Annotated in this window: 16 protein-coding genes, 1 tRNA gene and 2 riboswitches; of the genes, 3 read left to right on the forward strand and 14 right to left on the reverse strand. The window is 36.2% G+C overall.

Annotated elements, in window-relative coordinates:
- Positions 1 to 315: 315 nt before the first annotated feature.
- The 8 genes from ampS to groES all read right to left on the reverse strand — a co-directional run bounded on the left by ampS (position 316) and on the right by groES (position 10804).
- Positions 316 to 1821, reverse strand: coding sequence for an aminopeptidase AmpS (gene ampS, locus ACVWY7_RS26690; RefSeq protein ID WP_105990131.1), 1506 nt, complete (start codon positions 1819 to 1821; stop codon positions 316 to 318).
- Positions 1805 to 2506, reverse strand: coding sequence for a response regulator transcription factor (locus tag ACVWY7_RS26695; protein WP_001262952.1), 702 nt, complete (start codon positions 2504 to 2506; stop codon positions 1805 to 1807). Before ACVWY7_RS26695 ends, ampS begins: the two co-directional genes overlap by 17 nt.
- Positions 2507 to 2650: 144 nt before the next feature.
- On the reverse strand, positions 2651 to 3976 hold the full coding sequence (locus ACVWY7_RS26700) for an NCS2 family permease (protein ID WP_000833093.1): 1326 nt from the start codon (positions 3974 to 3976) through the stop codon (positions 2651 to 2653).
- Between the two features lie 128 nt (positions 3977 to 4104).
- Positions 4105 to 4206: riboswitch (purine riboswitch) on the reverse strand.
- A gap of 154 nt (positions 4207 to 4360) precedes the next feature.
- Positions 4361 to 5899, reverse strand: coding sequence for a glutamine-hydrolyzing GMP synthase (gene guaA / locus ACVWY7_RS26705; RefSeq protein ID WP_000743900.1), 1539 nt, complete (start codon positions 5897 to 5899; stop codon positions 4361 to 4363).
- A gap of 164 nt (positions 5900 to 6063) precedes the next feature.
- Positions 6064 to 6165: riboswitch (purine riboswitch) on the reverse strand.
- A 413-nt stretch (positions 6166 to 6578) separates the two neighbouring features.
- On the reverse strand, positions 6579 to 7037 hold the full coding sequence (locus ACVWY7_RS26710) for an SMI1/KNR4 family protein (RefSeq protein WP_078420357.1): 459 nt from the start codon (positions 7035 to 7037) through the stop codon (positions 6579 to 6581).
- Positions 7038 to 7057: 20 nt separating this feature from the next.
- Positions 7058 to 8287, reverse strand: coding sequence for a WXG100 family type VII secretion target (locus ACVWY7_RS26715; protein WP_078420356.1), 1230 nt, complete (start codon positions 8285 to 8287; stop codon positions 7058 to 7060).
- A gap of 559 nt (positions 8288 to 8846) precedes the next feature.
- Positions 8847 to 10481 carry a chaperonin GroEL gene (gene groL, locus ACVWY7_RS26720; protein WP_001975554.1) on the reverse strand — a complete coding sequence of 545 codons (1635 nt, stop codon included), beginning with the start codon at positions 10479 to 10481 and terminating at the stop codon, positions 8847 to 8849.
- Between the two features lie 38 nt (positions 10482 to 10519).
- Positions 10520 to 10804 carry a co-chaperone GroES gene (groES, locus tag ACVWY7_RS26725; protein ID WP_000917306.1) on the reverse strand — a complete coding sequence of 95 codons (285 nt, stop codon included), beginning with the start codon at positions 10802 to 10804 and terminating at the stop codon, positions 10520 to 10522.
- Between the two features lie 401 nt (positions 10805 to 11205).
- Here groES and ACVWY7_RS26730 point away from each other — a divergent pair, with 401 nt between their 5' ends.
- Positions 11206 to 11955, forward strand: coding sequence for a CPBP family intramembrane glutamic endopeptidase (locus ACVWY7_RS26730; RefSeq protein WP_000745342.1), 750 nt, complete (start codon positions 11206 to 11208; stop codon positions 11953 to 11955).
- On the forward strand, positions 11952 to 12143 hold the full coding sequence (locus tag ACVWY7_RS26735) for a YdiK family protein (RefSeq protein WP_001246199.1): 192 nt from the start codon (positions 11952 to 11954) through the stop codon (positions 12141 to 12143). Before ACVWY7_RS26730 ends, ACVWY7_RS26735 begins: the two co-directional genes overlap by 4 nt.
- A 29-nt stretch (positions 12144 to 12172) precedes the next feature.
- Here ACVWY7_RS26735 and ACVWY7_RS26740 read toward each other — a convergent pair whose 3' ends face one another.
- Complete coding sequence (locus ACVWY7_RS26740; RefSeq protein ID WP_000437705.1) at positions 12173 to 12802, reverse strand: redox-sensing transcriptional repressor Rex; 630 nt, start codon at positions 12800 to 12802, stop codon at positions 12173 to 12175.
- A gap of 187 nt (positions 12803 to 12989) precedes the next feature.
- On the opposite strand from ACVWY7_RS26740, the gene ACVWY7_RS26745 reads away from it, so the two are divergent.
- Positions 12990 to 14912, forward strand: coding sequence for an ABC-F family ATP-binding cassette domain-containing protein (locus ACVWY7_RS26745; protein ID WP_000602158.1), 1923 nt, complete (start codon positions 12990 to 12992; stop codon positions 14910 to 14912).
- 420 nt (positions 14913 to 15332) lie between these two features.
- Here the strand turns inward: ACVWY7_RS26745 and tsaD are convergent, their stop codons facing one another.
- The 5 genes from tsaD to ACVWY7_RS26770 all read right to left on the reverse strand — a co-directional run bounded on the left by tsaD (position 15333) and on the right by ACVWY7_RS26770 (position 18202).
- A complete protein-coding gene (gene tsaD, locus ACVWY7_RS26750) occupies positions 15333 to 16349 on the reverse strand; it encodes a tRNA (adenosine(37)-N6)-threonylcarbamoyltransferase complex transferase subunit TsaD (RefSeq protein ID WP_000414596.1) in 1017 nt (338 codons plus the stop codon).
- Positions 16349 to 16792: a ribosomal protein S18-alanine N-acetyltransferase gene (gene rimI, locus ACVWY7_RS26755; RefSeq protein WP_000367197.1), complete on the reverse strand. Its 444-nt coding sequence runs from the start codon at positions 16790 to 16792 to the stop codon at positions 16349 to 16351. Before rimI ends, tsaD begins: the two co-directional genes overlap by 1 nt.
- A gap of 13 nt (positions 16793 to 16805) precedes the next feature.
- Positions 16806 to 17498 (reverse strand): tRNA (adenosine(37)-N6)-threonylcarbamoyltransferase complex dimerization subunit type 1 TsaB, encoded by a 693-nt coding sequence (gene tsaB / locus ACVWY7_RS26760; protein WP_000865764.1) that lies wholly within the window; start codon positions 17496 to 17498, stop codon positions 16806 to 16808.
- Positions 17479 to 17952 carry a tRNA (adenosine(37)-N6)-threonylcarbamoyltransferase complex ATPase subunit type 1 TsaE gene (gene tsaE / locus ACVWY7_RS26765; protein WP_000049628.1) on the reverse strand — a complete coding sequence of 158 codons (474 nt, stop codon included), beginning with the start codon at positions 17950 to 17952 and terminating at the stop codon, positions 17479 to 17481. Before tsaE ends, tsaB begins: the two co-directional genes overlap by 20 nt.
- Positions 17953 to 18126: 174 nt before the next feature.
- Positions 18127 to 18202, reverse strand: a tRNA-Asp gene (locus tag ACVWY7_RS26770).
- Positions 18203 to 18216: the final 14 nt, after the last annotated feature.

An 18216-nucleotide genomic window follows, 5' to 3' on the forward strand; every position in this document is an offset into this window, starting at 1 on the left:
AGGATCAAACTCTCCAATAAAGTTAGTTTGTCTAGCATCATAAAATAAAAATTGACGTTTCACGTTGTTTGTTTCGTTCAGTTTTCAAAGAACTTATTTGCCGCTCATTTGCGACTTCCTTATGTTAACATCTTCGTTAGTTAATGTCAACTAAGTTTTTTATTTCGTTTGTCGCTTTCGACGTTATTGCCATCAGCGACTTGTTCTATATTACACCTCTATAACCTAATCGTCAACATGTTTTTCTAAAAAAATATAAAAAGGCTTATCCCTTTTAAAATAAGCCTTTTTATCATATACCATTCTATTCGTTTATTATCTTTCTATAATTGGTAACGAGACGATAAACTGAATAATACCATCCTCATATTCAGCTCGAATACTACCACCTTGTAATTCAACAATACTTTTCGCAATCGCCAATCCAAGGCCCGATCCTTCTGTTACTCTACTTCTAGATTGATCTTTCTTATAAAAGCGTTCAAACAAACTCGCTAACTCTTCTCTCGTAAACTCTTCACTATGATTCGCAATTACAATTTGTATATCCCGGCGCTGCCTTTGAAGAGAAACTTTGATTTCCCCATCATCTTTACTATACTTAATCGCGTTCATTAATAGATTATCAAATACACGGACCATCTTTTCCGAATCAATCGCTGCATAGGCACGTTCCTCAGGAAACTTCTTAACAAATGTAAGTCCATGCTCTTCCGCTTGCGGTACTAACTCTTCTATTAATTGCTCCAATAACTCATTTACACATACTTCTTGTTTTTCTAATACAACTTGCTCATTCGTTAACTTCGTATACTCAAATAAATCTTCTATTAAATTCTTTAACTGCTCTGACTTCGCAAAAGCAATTCTCGTATATTCATCGTGTTGCTCTTTATTTTCATATTTAGAATCTCGAAGTAATCGCAAGTAACCCATAATAGAAGTCAGTGGTGTACGCAAATCGTGAGATACATTTGTAATAAGCTCGTTCTTTTGCTTCTCTAACTTACGTTCCTTTTCTATATTATTCATAAGCTCTTCTGCCATATTATTAATATTTTCTGTTAAAGATGCAATCTCATCTTCACCTTTCTTCTCTATACGGTACGCTAAGTTGCCTTTTTCTATTTCCTTTACACCTTGTGCCATCGCTTCAATTTGCTTCATCTTTCTCTTTGTTATATAGAAGAAAGAGAAAATGAATACAAGTACACCAATTAAAAATGGAAATGGTCCTTCTTGTGTATCATACATTACTACACCATCTGGTATTCCACTAACGAACATATATAAGTTCTTATCTTCTATTGTAATAGGCGAAAAAGCTATAAATTCTTTTCTCGTATTTTCAAATATATCTTGACCATTTGAATAGTTGATCGCAAATGATGCTGCATTACGAATCGTATTATGCAAATCGATTTGCTCTTCCTGTGCCTGCTTCGTTTTATATAAAACTTTACCACTTTCATCAGTAACCAATATTTTTAGAGCTCTAGATCCTCGCTCTAAATTTTGATTCTCCATTTCGATCATATTGGATATAGCTTCTAATTTATTTTCATGAACCGAACTATTTGCTGCTCTTTGAGCTTCGTGATTAATTTGTTCCATACCAGCTCGATAATCAATAGTCGCTTGACGATTCGCATTCTCAAAAAATGGTGCAGCTCCCTTTGCAAAAAAAATTCCTAATAACGCACAAGCAGCAAAAGTAGTAATCAGTTGAATTCTTATACTCTTTCGTACGCTCTTTACTAATTTCTCAATCAATTGTCTTGCTTTCCTTACATAAGTAAAAGGATTAAATATCTTTTTCAATCTTATACCCCACTCCCCATACTGTTTTTATATATCTAGGTTTCCTTGGATTCTCCTCAATCTTTTCACGCACTTTTCGAATATGCACCATTACAGTGTTATCAGACTGGAAAGATCTTTCGTTCCACACCTTTTCATAAATTTGCTCCGCGCTAAAGACCATCCCCGAATTACGGGCTAGCAATTCTAAAATTGAAAATTCCCTCGGAGTTAGTTTCACTTCTTCTCCCTCTACAATGACTTTATGGGTTGAGATGTTTATTTTCATCTCTCCAATCTCTAGCTCGTCCTCATTTTGTATAGCGAAACCATTCATTTTCATATAACGGCGTAACTGAGATTTAATTCTTGCGATTAACTCTAACGGATTAAACGGTTTCGTTACGTAATCATCTGCACCCGTTGTTAATCCTAAAATCTTATCCATATCTTGCGTTTTCGCTGAAAGCATAATAATTGGCATTTCTTTTTCTTCCCTTACTTTCATACACATATGGATACCGTCTACTTTCGGCATCATAATATCTAATACAACTAGATGCACTTCATTTTCTTCTAGGAGACGTAATCCTTCTTCTCCGTCTCCTGCTTGCAGTACTTTATATCCTTCATTCTTTAAATAGATTGTAATTAAATTTCGAATTTCTTTTTCATCATCTACGACAAGTATTGTTTCGTTTGCCACAATATCTCTCCCATCACTTTTTTAATCCCTAACTTCTATTATAGGAAAACTTCTGAAGAAAAACGCTCGGAAATCCTTAAGTTTTTCTGAAGACGCAAAAAAGATCTAGACTCCCCTTAAGTCTAGACCTTTCAAAAACCCCTTTTATTTACGAACGTAGATGAAATATAGTACGAATAAAACTCCCATAACATACATAATTGGATGAATCTCTTTACGTCGACCACTTACTACCATTGTAATTGGATAGAAGATAAACCCAATTGCAATTCCCGTGGCGATACTATACGTAAGCGGCATTGAAATGATAGTAAAGAATGCCGGTACTGCAATCTCAAATTTCTTCCAATCAATCTCTCCTAAAGAAGAAACCATCAAGATCCCTACAATAATTAAAGCTGGTGCCGTTACAGCTGGTGTCACAACACTTAATAATGGAGAGAAGAATAATGCCAGTAAGAAGAATCCTGCTGTTACAACTGCTGTAAAGCCAGAACGTCCACCTGCCGCTACCCCTGCAGACGACTCAATGTAAGATGTTGTTGTTGATGTACCTAAGATTGCACCGATTACAGTTGCAATTGCATCTGCAAATAACGCTTTTCCTGCACGTGGTAATTTATTGTTCTTCATTAATCCTGCTTGATTCGCAACCGCTACAAGTGTACCTGCTGTATCAAAGAAATCGATAAAGAAGAACGTTATAATAACAATCCCCATTTGAACAGTGAAAATATCTCCGAAGTGCGTTAATGCTGCACCGAACGTTGGTTCTAGACTCGGGATTGCTCCCACTACAGCTTTTGGAGTATCAATTAATCCTGTTGCTACTCCTAATATTGCTGTAAGAATCATACCGTAGAACACTGCACCATTAACTTTCTTAATCATGAAGATGATTGTCGTAACAACTCCGAAGATTGCTAGTAACGTTGTGCCCTTTGTTAAATCCCCCAACCCAACAAGGACAGCATCATTTTTCACGATAATTCCAGCATTTTGGAATCCAAGGAAAGCAATGAATAATCCGATACCTGCCGCTACTGCGAACTTTAACTCTGATGGAATTGCGTTAATGATTTTTTCACGAATACCTGAAGCAGTAAGAATAATAAAGATAATACCTGACATTAACGTTCCAGCAATTGCTGTTTGCCACGGAATCCCCATCGTTAACACTGCTGTATAAGCAAAGAATGCGTTAATTCCCATACCTGGCGCTAAAGCAATCGGATACTTTGCGAAAATACCCATAATTAACGAACCGATCGCTGCTGCTAATGCTGTAGCAACGAATACTGCACCTGGATCCATTCCTGTGCCTGCCGGTAACCCTTTAACATTTCCAAGTGACAGCGTAGCAGGATTGACAAATAGCACATACGCCATAGATAAAAATGTCGTTAAACCTGCTATGAACTCTGTTTTATAATTCGTGCCGAGTTCATCAAACTGAAAATAGCGTTTCATCTTACGTTTCCCCCGTTATATGATTACTCGCCGTAATTCCCCTAGCCCTCTTTTATTTATTAAAAATAAAAAAGGCTTCCATTGCATATACATGGAAGCGTTCTATGAATAAAGATAAGATTCCCCTCACCTTTATAAAAACGCCTCGTAGTCAAGCCATTTACGGTAGCTAGGTAGAAACTTTCGGGCCATATCCCCGATATTATACGACGGCATAATATTCACTTTTCGTTTGAATTACATACTCATATTAACTCTTGAAAGTATTTTTGTCAATTTAAATACGAACATTTTTATTAACTTTTATAATTTCGTTCGTATTAAACTCAAATTAAAAAAGATCCATCTATTGCATGAGCAATAGATGGATCTTTTATTATAATACTATTCCCACTCAATAGTTGCTGGTGGCTTACTCGTTACATCATACACGATACGGTTAACGTGTTTTACTTCGTTTACGATACGTACAGAGATTTTCTCTAATACGTCCCAAGGGATACGTGCCCAGTCAGCTGTCATACCGTCGATAGATGTTACTGCACGGATACCTACTGTGTAATCGTAAGTACGCTCGTCACCCATAACACCTACGCTACGCATACCAGGAAGCGCAGTGAAGTATTGCCAGATTTCGCGGTCTAAGCCCGCTTTAATAATTTCCTCACGTAAAATCGCATCAGATTCACGAACGATTTCTAATTTCTCTTCTGTGATTTCACCTAATACACGAATACCAAGACCAGGGCCTGGGAATGGTTGACGCCATACGATTTCATCAGGAATTCCTAGTTCAGATCCTAATACACGTACTTCGTCTTTAAATAACGTGTTTAAAGGCTCAATTAATTTGAACTGCATGTCTTCTGGAAGTCCACCAACGTTATGGTGAGATTTAATTGTTTGTGCAGTTGCTGTACCACTTTCAACGATATCTGTGTACAGTGTACCTTGTGCTAAGAAGTCCATTCCTTCTAGTTTAGAAGCTTCATCATCAAATACGTAAATGAATTCGTTACCGATGATTTTACGTTTTTGTTCTGGATCTTCTACACCTTTTAACTTGTTCATAAAGCGTTCTTTTGCATCCACTTTAATAACGTTCATATGGAAGCCTTCGCTAAATGTTTTCATAACGCCTTCTGCTTCGCCTTTACGAAGTAAACCATGGTCAACGAAAATACATGTTAACTGATCACCGATTGCTTTATGAATTAACACTGCTACAACAGAAGAATCTACACCGCCGCTAAGTGCGCATAGTACTTTTTTGTCTCCAACAGTTTCACGGATTTTCTCTAATTCTACTTCGATAAAGTTCTCCATGTTCCATCCTTCAGAACAACCACATACGCCAAATACGAAGTTTTTAATTAAATCGTTACCGTGCTCAGAGTGACGTACTTCTGGGTGGAATTGTACACCGTATAAGTTTTTCGCTTCATTGCTCATACCAGCAATTGGGCAAGACTCACTTGTTGCGTCTACTACGAATCCTTCAGGTAAACCAGTTACTAAGTCGCCATGGCTCATCCATACAACTTGCTCTTCTGGAAGGTTCGCATATAATTTTGATTCGTTCTCTACTTTAAGAACAGCTTTTCCGTACTCACGGTGGTTTGCACGTTCTACTGTACCACCGAATTGTTGTGTCATAAGTTGCATACCGTAACAAATACCGAAGATCGGTAATCCTAGGTCAAAGATTTTTTCATCACAATGTAATGCACCTTCACCGTATACACTATTTGGTCCACCAGAGAAGATAATCCCTTTTGGATTCATTGCTTTAATTTCTTCCGCAGTAATTGTATGTGGATGAAGTTCACTGTATACACCGAACTCACGAATTCGACGTGCTATTAACTGATTGTATTGACTCCCAAAATCTAAAACGATAATTGTATCATGCTGCTTCTTCAAAATAATCACCCCAACGTTAGTTCTCGTATATAAATATTTTCACCAATTAGGCGAAAAGCATTACCAATATAATAAAAAAAGCCAGTCCTCCGCCTCTAGTCTCATAACAAAGAAAAGGCAGGGGTCTGGCTTTATAAAGAAAGATAGTCTCCGCTCTTTATAAATATAAGACACACTGCCTTCATAGTCAGGTTGTTTACGGTAACCCGGTAGAGACTCTCAAACCATATCTTTGAGGATATATGAAGGATCGTTTTATATTATCTTCCTAGATTCTAACAATGAAGTATCAATATGGTCAAGAGAGAAAGCGACAAAATTCTACAGAAATTCATTTCCTTTTCTAAAAAACATAAAAAAACATCCATTTCTATATAGAAATGGATGTTTTTTAGAAAAGGAATTACATCATACCACCCATGCCAGGCATTACTGGTTCAATTGGTTCTGTTTTGTCAGCTACTACAGCTAAAGTCGTATCATCAGTTTCTTCCTATTTTTTTACCTATCCGTATAAAAATTTCATCAACCTGTTCTAGCTCTTACGCTGACATAAATACAACTCAAACAAAAGAGTTAATAGACAATATAAAAGCCTATGCAAGTTATACATAAGCTTTTTGTTATTCACGATTAGCTATTTTTCAAGTCCTAAGTCTTAAAGCAATTATTAATAAGATTAAATATAATAATCAGGGTTTTCGTCCATTTTAATTAAAAACTCTTCTAAAGAATCCGCTATTTTCTCATCCTCAGAGTAAATAGGACATTGACCTAATTCATTTTCCTCTTTAAATTTAATTGTTAAAAAGTTAAGTTCTGTTGCTTCGAAAAATACTAATGATTCATCATCATCTACATCATCTAGGTTTGGATTATATTCGTAAATATCCTGTCTTAAGCGAAAATCCGCAACTGAAATCGGGTCCATAAACCTGTTGAAAAACATTCTTTTATCAGACTTTAAAAAACCACAACCTATTTCTTGATAAAAACGTTGCAGTTCTTTTGGGAGTTTCATTTGTAATAAGCTTTCTGCTTCATCTATCTCTTCTTGATATATAGGATAAAAAATAGGTTTTTGTGTAGAACGTACACTTCTGTCTGCTACAACATATTTTTTCAAAAAGTTAAACATAGTGTTAATACCTCCGTTATTTACTTTTTCTTAAAAATCTCTTTTGAAATACCTTCCTTACCATGAATCCCACCTTGATGTTCAGTAGGAAATTTAGCTGGGTGTATATTCCACCACTCATGTTCTCCACCGTGTGCATTTTCAATAAAATGATGTGCATCATACGGGTCATCTACATGCCTTAGCGGTATTCCTCTTCTAGAAAGGATTTCTTCTTCATAAGTAGGCCATTTTTGATTAGTCTCCAGTTCCCACTCTTCTCTTAAATCATCTTTTAATCTACCAAATTCTCTTCTTCTTTTTACAACTTCTTCTTTGCTTAATCGTTCATAACTATTATTTTCTATGTGTTCTTGTAGTAATTCCCTCTGCTTTTCAGGGATTTTCCTATTTGTAATTTCTTCTACTTGGCTAAGGTATTCTTGGAATCTAGGTGTATTTAAATTACCAGGGTCAGCAAACATAAATGTATTTCGTGCTTCTTCTAAAGAATTAAAAGAAGTTTTTGGAACATCTCTAAAATCACCAGCATAAGCAAAGGGGTCTCTCATTTGTAATTTATTTGAAAAATGAGAAATACTCTGTTCTGTTTTTGTCCCTAATGTAGTTACTTTCCCTACTCTACTTATTCCTTTATCACCAAGCCAGCCCAAGCCAAGTCCCATAAAAATACTTGTTCCCCATTTCGTACGACTTTCCGCATCACCATGCCAAAAATCATTCATAAATGAATCCGAAACAGTATTCCAAGCGGTAGAAACTGTCTCTATAGGGTGACCTATAGCATACTTAATATTTTCCTTTGTTACTGTATCGTCTAATGAATCAAATCCTTCTACAATCTCCCCAATAACTTGCCCAGAGCCAACGTATATACCATCCCAAATTTTTCTCAGCATAGATTTTTCAGAGGGTTTGTCGCCCATTGCTCCTGCTTCTATCTTTTCATTAGATAAACTTCCATCAACTAAATTACCATCATACAGTTCATCAGCATTACGAAACTTTTCAGCAGCATGCATTAGTTCTTCTGCAATCTTATCAAATTCCCTAAACACATTAAACATTTGAGGTTTTGTTTCATTAAACATCTGATAAAATCTTTGACTCGTTGCACCATTCCACATTGCAGCTACGTATTCCGTTTGGTTATATAAATCTTTATGTATTTGTTCTAACCTATTTTTAGTTTCAAGAACAAGCTTCGCTGACTGTTCTAGCCGTTCTGGCGTAACCTTTATTTGCGTCATGCTACCCCTTCTCCATACAATATTTTACACAAAAATTATATCACGTGAAGCTATTTCACCGTACTAAATATTCGGAATTTACTACTTAAAAATTATCCCCCCTTTTAAAAAAGTTGAAACGCCGCTGTCTAAATAAACACGAGAATCCTATCAAAATATAGCTTCTCTTATTCATTTCCTCTTTGCAAAATCAAGTAGCCATCTCACTTTTTCAGGATGATTTATTCCACGTAAATGCCCAAATACACTGTAACTTCGTATTTATTATTTTAGCTGTATTACTTTTATCTTGGAATAACGTAAATAGCTTTTCACATAAAAGACTTTTAACTTCTTCAACGTTCAAAATATCATTATCGTGACAGTAACCAATAAAACTACCTAATAGAACCTCATAATTTTGATATTTACCCTCGTTATATTCCCAAACTTACGGTCTTCAAGAAATTCCTTTTATGCAAATTTTAAAAACACAAAAAGGCTACCTCCTCTCATCAAGGAAGTAGCCTTCTTCTAATTAACTATTTATACATTGAACAGCTTCACAGAGTGATGCTTATTACATCATTCCGCCCATACCGCCCATGCCCATGCCGCCCATGTCAGGCATTGCTGGTGCATTTGGTTCTGGTTTGTCAGCTACTACAGCTTCAGTTGTTAAGAACATAGCTGCAACAGATGCTGCGTTTTGAAGTGCAGAGCGAGTTACTTTAGCTGGATCTACGATACCAGTTTCAAGCATGTTAACCCACTCGCCAGTTGCTGCGTTGAAACCAACGCCTACTTTTTCGCCTTTTAGACGCTCTACAACTACAGATCCTTCTAGACCAGCGTTGATTGCGATTTGACGAACTGGCTCTTCTAGTGCGCGAAGTACGATGTTGATACCTGTTGCTTCGTCGCCTTCAGCTACGATAGAAGCTACTTTCGTGTATACGTTCATAAGTGAAGTACCACCACCTGCAACGATACCTTCTTCTACTGCTGCACGAGTTGAGTTAAGTGCATCTTCAATGCGAAGTTTGCGCTCTTTTAACTCAGTTTCAGTTGCTGCACCTACTTTAATTACTGCTACGCCACCTGCAAGTTTTGCAAGACGCTCTTGTAATTTTTCACGATCGAATTCAGAAGTAGTTTCTTCTAATTGCGCACGGATTTGACCGATGCGAGCTTCGATTTGTTGTGTATTTCCGATACCTTCAACTACAGTTGTGTTTTCTTTCGTTACAACAACTTTACCAGCGCGTCCTAAAGATTCAACTGTAGCAGATTTTAAGTCACGGCCTAATTCTTCAGTGATTACTTCGCCACCAGTTAAGATTGCGATATCTTCTAGCATTGCTTTACGACGGTCACCAAATCCAGGAGCTTTAACAGCTACTACATTGAATGTACCACGAAGTTTGTTCACTACTAATGTAGCTAACGCTTCGCCTTCTACATCTTCAGCAATGATAAGAAGTGGTTTACCTTGTTGTACCACTTGCTCTAATACTGGTAAGATTTCTTGAATGTTAGAAATCTTTTTGTCAGTGATTAAGATGTATGGGTTATCAAGAACTGCTTCCATTTTATCAGAATCAGTAATCATGTAAGGAGATGCATATCCACGATCAAATTGCATACCTTCTACTACGTCTAATTCTGTTGTGAATCCTTTAGATTCTTCTAAAGTAATAACGCCGTCGTTACCAACGCGCTCCATTGCTTCAGCGATTAATTGACCTACTTCTTCGTCAGCTGCAGAAATAGCAGCTACTTGTGCGATAGAAGATTTACCTTCGATTGGTTTAGAAATCGTTTTTAATTCTTCGATTGCAGCAGTAACAGCTTTTTCGATACCTTTACGAAGACCCATTGGGTTCGCACCAGCTGTTACGTTTTTCAGACCTTCACGAATCATAGCTTGTGCTAATACAGTTGCAGTTGTTGTTCCGTCACCAGCTACATCATTTGTTTTGCTAGCAACTTCTGCTACTAATTTCGCACCCATGTTTTCGAATGCATCTTCTAATTCAATTTCTTTTGCGATTGTTACACCGTCATTTGTAATAAGTGGTGAACCGAATTTTTTCTCAAGAACAACGTTACGACCTTTTGGTCCAAGCGTTACTTTTACTGCATTTGCAAGAGTGTCGACACCGCGAAGCATCGAACGACGTGCTTCTTCACTAAATTTAATATCTTTTGCCATAATAATTGACCCCCTTGGATTTTTTAAGATTTATATAATTAACCGATAACTGCTAAAATGTCACTTTCACGTAAAATCAAGTAGTCTGTACCTTCATATTTCACTTCAGTACCTGCATATTTTGAGAAGATGATAAGATCACCTGCTGCTACCTCTAAAGCAACACGCTCACCATTTTCAAGCACTCGACCAGTACCTACTGCAATAACTTTACCCTCTTGTGGTTTTTCTTTTGCTGTGTCTGGTAATACAATACCACTTGCTGTTTTTTCTTCCGCTTGAACAAGCTCAATTACAACGCGATCACCTAATGGCTTTAGCATGAACAATAACCTCCTCATTTTGTTATGTAAATTTTATTTATTAGCACTCAAGTCACCCGAGTGCTAACACACTTATAATAATAAATAATCTCAATTTCTTTTGCAAGTAAAAAAATCATAATTTTTTCGCAAATTACGCTATAAACTTTTCTATATAGAGTTCCTCTTCTTCTACCTTTACTATATGAATCGTTGTTTCCACTACTCGTATGTTACAATATGAAAGGACACCCTAAGTTGTTTTCGCTACACACACAACTTTCTCCTGTCTTCTATTATAATTTCAAATAAGGATTTACAAAAAAAACATAATTTAAGTAAGGTTTATATCGTAGGTAGCATATTTACATGTTATCCTACCTTATCTCATACACTAGAGTTAGAAAGGATGGTTAAACCATTTGAAAAAACAATATTGGTGGGTTATCGTTACATACATTTTAATGCAGTTATCATCAATTGCTGGATTACCACTTCTCCTGAAAACTGGACTTTATGATAACAGGGGATTTACTAGGGAAGAGAAATTTCAACTCATAACTGGTCACTGGGCAATCATTAGCTTCTTTATTGCATTATGTATCGTACTTTGGTTACTTAGAACAGATATTCGCGACAGACATTTAGATACAAAGCGTTCTACTGTTCCAGCTACGATTGGTTGGATTTTTATCGGGTTCTTCTTAGCATTTTTCTCGCAAAGTATTGCTGGTATGATCGAAATGTATGTATTAGGTATTAAACCTGGATCTGAAAATACAGCGAGACTTATGGATATCGCAAGAACGACACCTTGGTTCCTTATCGTCATCTCTATAATAGGACCTATTTTGGAAGAAATCGTATTTAGAAAAATTTTATTTGGTACACTTTATAAGAAGTTTAACTTCTTTATTGCCGCTATCATTAGTTCCCTTGTATTTGCGGCGATTCATTTTGATTTTACTCACTTATTGGTATACACTGCTATGGGGCTCGTATTCGCCTTCTTATATGTAAAAACGAAGCGTATTATCGTTCCAATTGCAGCTCATGTTGCAATGAATACATTAGTTGCAGTTGCCCAAGTTTTAGTGAGTAACGAACAAATTCAAGAAATGATTAAAGAAGCTGAAAAAATGCAAGGCTTTATCGGAGGATTTTTAGTATGAGAAACTCACCATTGTTCATGGCTGCATTGTACTTCCTTCTAGGATGTATCTTTACACATCTAGCCATTAGGAATGTCACAGATACAATCTGGAATATGTGGACAATACTATTTGCAGTTATGGCAACGATTGATTTTAATTTGGCACTTCGCCTCATCTTAGTTAAATTCACAAAGAAAAAACAATAATAAAACGCAGAGGTCGCTTCCTCTGCGTTTTATTGTGGATAATTCTTTAAAAAATAAACTAATGTTTGTAACTCTACTGCTAAATCAATATGATGAATTCTTATATTTTCCGACACATTTAAGCGCGCTGGTGTAAAATTCAAAATACCATGCACGTTTGTTTCTGCCAATCTATCGGCTACAGATTGCGCTACTGTAGCGGGTACTGTTAATATTGCCACTTGTATATCAGTTGATAAACGTTCTTCTAATTCATCTAAGTGATATACAGGAATGCCTCCGATTTCTGTTCCAACTTTCTCTTCACTAACATCAAACGCCATTTCAATTTTTGTATTATTGTTTTTCGTGAAATTATAATGTAAGAAAGCGGTCCCTAAATTACCTACTCCAATAAGCGCTACACGTGTTATATCATCTTGGTCGAGTGTTTCACGGAAAAATGATAATAAATAATTTACGTTATATCCATATCCTTTTTTTCCTAATGCTCCAAAGTATGAGAAATCTCTTCGAATCGTTGCGGAATCAACCTTTACCGCTTCACTTAATTCGGCTGATGAAACACGTTGCTTACCAGAAAGAGATAAGTTTTGGATAAATCGATAGTATAGAGGCAATCTCTTAGCAGTGGCTTGTGGAATTTTCTGCTGCTCCATATAACCTCTCCTCTCTTCCTATCTTTATTCATATGCTTTAATCAAATACAGAAGTTTAGCACTTATTAAATTCCTTGTATAATAGAAAGAAGAAGTATTCTCTCTGTATTTTAAACTATACACTATTTTTAGTATGATTGAGAAATATAAACATGGCAAAGTTAAGAAATTATTTGAGGTGAAAACATTGATTTTATTACAAGTAAACGCGCTTTCGAAATTATACGGTGCAGAAACGATTCTTGCAAACATAAAATTGGAAGTTCAAACGAAAGATCGTATCGCATTAGTCGGACGAAATGGAGCCGGAAAATCTACATTATTAAAAATAATAGCAGGTGAGCTATCTCATGATGGTGGCGAAATTATAAAACCGAAAGATGTCTCAATGGGATATTTAGCTCAAAATACCGGTTTAGAAACATCTTTAACAATTTGGGATGAAATGCTAACCGTCTTTACACACTTGCAGCAAATGGAGACAAAACTTCGAAGGCTAGAGCAAGAGATGGGAAAAGAAGAAAACTTTTCAAACGAGGCTACATATGAAAGATTATTAGCTGATTATGACCAATTACAATTAGATTATAAAGATCAAGGTGGCTATCAGTACGAAGCAGATATCCGTTCGATTTTAAGTGGTCTTGGCTTCCCAGTTGAAACGCACCAGACGACGATTTCGACATTAAGCGGTGGACAAAAAACACGATTAGCTCTCGGTAAATTATTATTAACGAAACCAGACCTACTTATTTTGGACGAGCCTACAAACCATTTAGACATCGAAACATTAACATGGCTTGAACAATATTTACAAGGTTATCCTGGGGCAATACTAATCGTTTCCCATGACCGTTATTTCTTAGATAAACTTGTTACACAAGTATATGAAATTTCGAATAAAGAAAGTAGACGATTTGTTGGTAACTACAGTAAATATTTAGACTTAAAATCAGCACTATACGAACAAGAAATGAAACGTTATGAAAAACAACAAGATGAAATCGCTAAGCTGGAGGACTTCGTTCAAAAGAATATAGCTCGTGCATCTACGACAAAACGTGCACAAAGTCGCCGGAAACAATTAGACCGAATGGAATTATTAACAAGACCATTAGGGGATTCTAAGTCAGCTTCCTTCCACTTCGATATCGAAAAACAAAGTGGAAATGATGTTTTACAAGTAAAGGATGCAACTATCGGCTATGATAAGGATCCAATTATTGAACATGTAACAATGCGCTTAACTCGCGGAGATAGCGTTGCTTTAGTTGGTCCAAATGGAATTGGGAAATCCACATTGTTAAAATCCATTGTGAATAAGTTACCACTATTACATGGTGATGTTTCTTTCGGATCCAATGTATCTGTTGGTTATTATGATCAGGAACAAGCTAATTTAACATCTTCTAAGCGAGTTTTAAATGAATTATGGGATGAATATCCACTGCAACCTGAAAAAGAAATTCGCACGATATTAGGTAACTTCTTATTCACAGGAGATGATGTATTAAAGCCAGTATCTTCTCTTAGTGGTGGGCAAAAAGCTCGGTTAGCTCTTGCAAAACTTATGATGCAAAAATCAAATTTATTAATTCTCGATGAGCCTACAAACCATCTTGATTTAAATAGTAAAGAAATCTTGGAAAATGCTTTAATTGATTATCCTGGTACCCTTCTATTTGTTTCACATGACCGCTACTTTATTAATCGTGTAACGACAACTGTTATTGAGTTATCAACAGAAGGTGCACAGGAATACTTAGGGGATTACGATTACTACGTTGAAAAGAAAAATGAGATGATCGAACGTGCGGAATTAGAGCAAGAAGATGAAACTCCGGTTCAAAAGACAGTTGCACAAGAAAAATTAAATTACCTGGAAGAAAAAGAGCGCAAAAAGTTGGAGCGTCAACGTACTCGAAAAATTGAGGAACTAGAACAAAACATTGTACAATTTGAAGAAGAAATTGCTACGTTAGAAGATCAACTTTGCTTACCAGAAATATATGCAGATTATGAAAAGGCTAGTGAAATTACAACGAAAAAGCAAACACTACAAGAGCAACTTGATGCTTGTATGGCAGAATGGGAAGAATTACATTTATAAGAGTCTTGAATAAGAGGGATGTCTCATAAGTCGGGATTTTAGACTATGCGGCATCCTTTTTATCTTCTAGTTTGAATTAACGTCATATTGTATAAAATATTCGACATGAGGCATCGTTTCAACGACAAAGTTTGACAATATTAGCGACTCCTATAATAAGAGCATATTTCAAAATGTTTTTTAAAGATATCTTCTTGTTTTTTATTTCCCGAGAAGAATACATCTAAAGGTCAGACTTCACCTATTTTATCCACAAGTTTATACACATATCCACCTTTATAAAATAAACAACAAAATAACTTTTCCACATTATCCACAATTAACAAAAAAGTTGTCAACATTTTATATACACAATAAAACCCACATTATCAACAGATAATATGGGTTTTATCCACAAGCTGTGGTTAATTTTGTGCATAACTATGCTTCGATATCTAATCCTGGATTTGCATTTAAAGCTAATGTAGCACGTTTTCCTTGTTCATATGCAATTGTACCTGCCGCTGCAATCATTGCTGCATTATCTGTGCATAAAGATAGAGGAGGAATAATTAGCTCTACATTTTCTTTTTGTGCAAATTCTGTTTCTAAGCCTGCACGAAGCCCTTTATTAGCAGCCACTCCACCAGCAAGAAGCACTTGCTTTACGTTATAAGCATCCGCTGCACGAGATGCTTTCGTTACTAGTACGTCAATGACACTCTCTTGGAAACTTGCCGCTAAATCTTCCGGTGCAATTTCTATACCGCGTTGTTTTGCGTTATGCACAGTGTTGATAACTGCTGATTTTAATCCACTAAAACTGAAATCATACGAATCAGGTTCAAGCCATGCACGAGGTAAATCGATTGTTGGTTTCCCTTCATGTGCAAGGCGATCAATATGAGGACCCCCTGGATATGGCATAGATAACGTACGAGCTACTTTATCATATGCTTCTCCTGCTGCATCATCTCGCGTTTCACCAATTACTTCAAACGAACCATGTTCTTTCATATAAACAAGCTCTGTATGTCCACCAGATACAACAAGTGATAGTAATGGGAATTGAACTTCTTTTACTAAACGGTTCGCATAAATGTGGCCAGCGATATGATGAACACCAACTAGAGGGATATCATGTGCAAATGCCACTGCTTTCGCTGCATTTACCCCTATTAGAAGTGCTCCTACTAAACCAGGTCCTTCTGTTACAGCAATTGCATCAATATCATCAAATGTGATATTCGCTTCTTTTAAAGCTTCTTCTAACACAACTGTAATTTCTTCTACATGATGACGAGATGCAATCTCTGGTACAACTCCGCCAAAACGTTTATGACTTTCAATTTGTGATGCAACGACATTCGCAATAATTTCCGTTCCATTTTTAACAACCGCTACTGCTGTTTCATCACAACTTGTTTCAATACCAAGTATAATCGTATTTTTTTCCATTATATATTCACCCACATTACGAGACCATCTTCCTGATTGTCTGCATAGTATCGTTTACGAATTCCACCATTTTGAAATCCGTATTTTCTGTATAACTGTTTTGCTACCTCATTTGATACACGTACTTCAAGTGTCATCGTTTTTACGCCTAGAGTTTTCGCTTCGGAAATAACTTCTTTTAATAAAGCATCCCCTAGCTTTTGACCTCTGTATTCTGGCAAAATAGCTATATTTGTTATATGTGATTCATCAATAATTATCCACAATCCACAATAGCCAATTACACGACCATCTTTTTCTAGCACAACATAATGTGCATGTTCATTCATCGTTAACTCACGGTGAAAGGCATCTGCAGTCCAAGGAGTTGAAAAAGATGCTTCTTCAATAGCTACAATTTGAGCAATATCATCGAGTTCCATCTTTCTAAATATCATATCCATCCTCTGCAAGCTCCTACTTATTTTGACTTTCTAACCACTTTGTTTCAGCTTCAGCTAAACGAAGATAACTAGGAACAAATGAATGTACATCTTGTTCTTCTTTTTGTAGTCCTAAGAACGCTAGTTCACTTGGTCTTGGGTTATTTTTAGTGACAGGAGCAAATACAGCTTGATCGCCTAAATGTTCGATAATTGTTTCTTTGTGTAATTTAACATCGTTACCAATAAATAAAACAGGCTTTCCTTTATCTTTTAACATTTGCAACCAGTCTACAATAAGGATGATTCGATCTTCTTCTATAGAAGTTAAATCCTCTCCTTCATATGTATATAAGCCCGTATAAATTTGTCCACGTCTTCCGTCGAATAAAGGACAAATTAATCCATTAAAATTAGCACCATTTGCAGCCACTACTTCTAAACTTGATACACCTACAATTGGTATTTGAAGTGACCAAGCCAATGTTTTTGCAGCTGTCACGCCTATACGAACACCTGTATATGATCCTGGTCCAGCAGCTACAACTATTTTAGTTAATTCTTTCGGCTTTACACCGCATTCTTTTAACAGTTGTTCTACAGCTGGCATAAGACGTACAGAATGGTTTTTTGTTAAATTTGTAATGATTTCCCCAATTACGTTTCCTTCTTCAATAAGGGATACACCCATTACGTAATTTGAAGTATCAATTGCTAGTACTTTCATCTTGTAATAGCTCCTCACATAATCTAATATAGCGATCTCCAATTGGCTCGAGTACAATGTTTCTTGTGTCATCTCCAGCATGGAATAAACTAATTTGTAACTTCTCTTTTGGTAAATATGCTTCTATTAAATGAGCCCATTCTACTACCGTAATTCCTTCACCGTAGAAATACTCATCGAAGCCTAAATCTTCTTCACTTTCTGCTAAGCGATACACGTCCATATGATATAGTGGTAATCTCCCTTTATATTCTTTAATAATATTAAAGGTAGGGCTATTTACAACTCTTTTCACTCCAAGACCTTTTGCTAGTCCTTTTGTAAAGGTCGTCTTACCAGCCCCAAGATCTCCTTCTAAAATAATTACATCTTGTGCCCGAACAAGTTCACCTAGTTTTTCTGATAATTTTTGTGTTTCCTCAGATGATTTTGTTGTTATTTCATATTTACTCACAGACTTCACCTACTTTACTCACAATGTTCTCTGCTCTTTATTATACAGGTTTTAAATATATAAAAAAGTCCTTAGGAGTTTTCCTAAGGATAGTTTGACTGTCTTTATTAGTTTTTTGTTAAAACAAATAAAAAAATACGAAACAACATGTTTCGTTCTTTTCTTTATATAAAATGGCGGTCCCGACCGGGGTCGAACCGGCGATCTCCTGCGTGACAGGCAGGCATGTTAACCACTACACCACGGGACCATTTGGTTGCGGGG

The sequence above is a fragment of the Bacillus sp. TE9106W genome, from assembly GCF_054062215.1.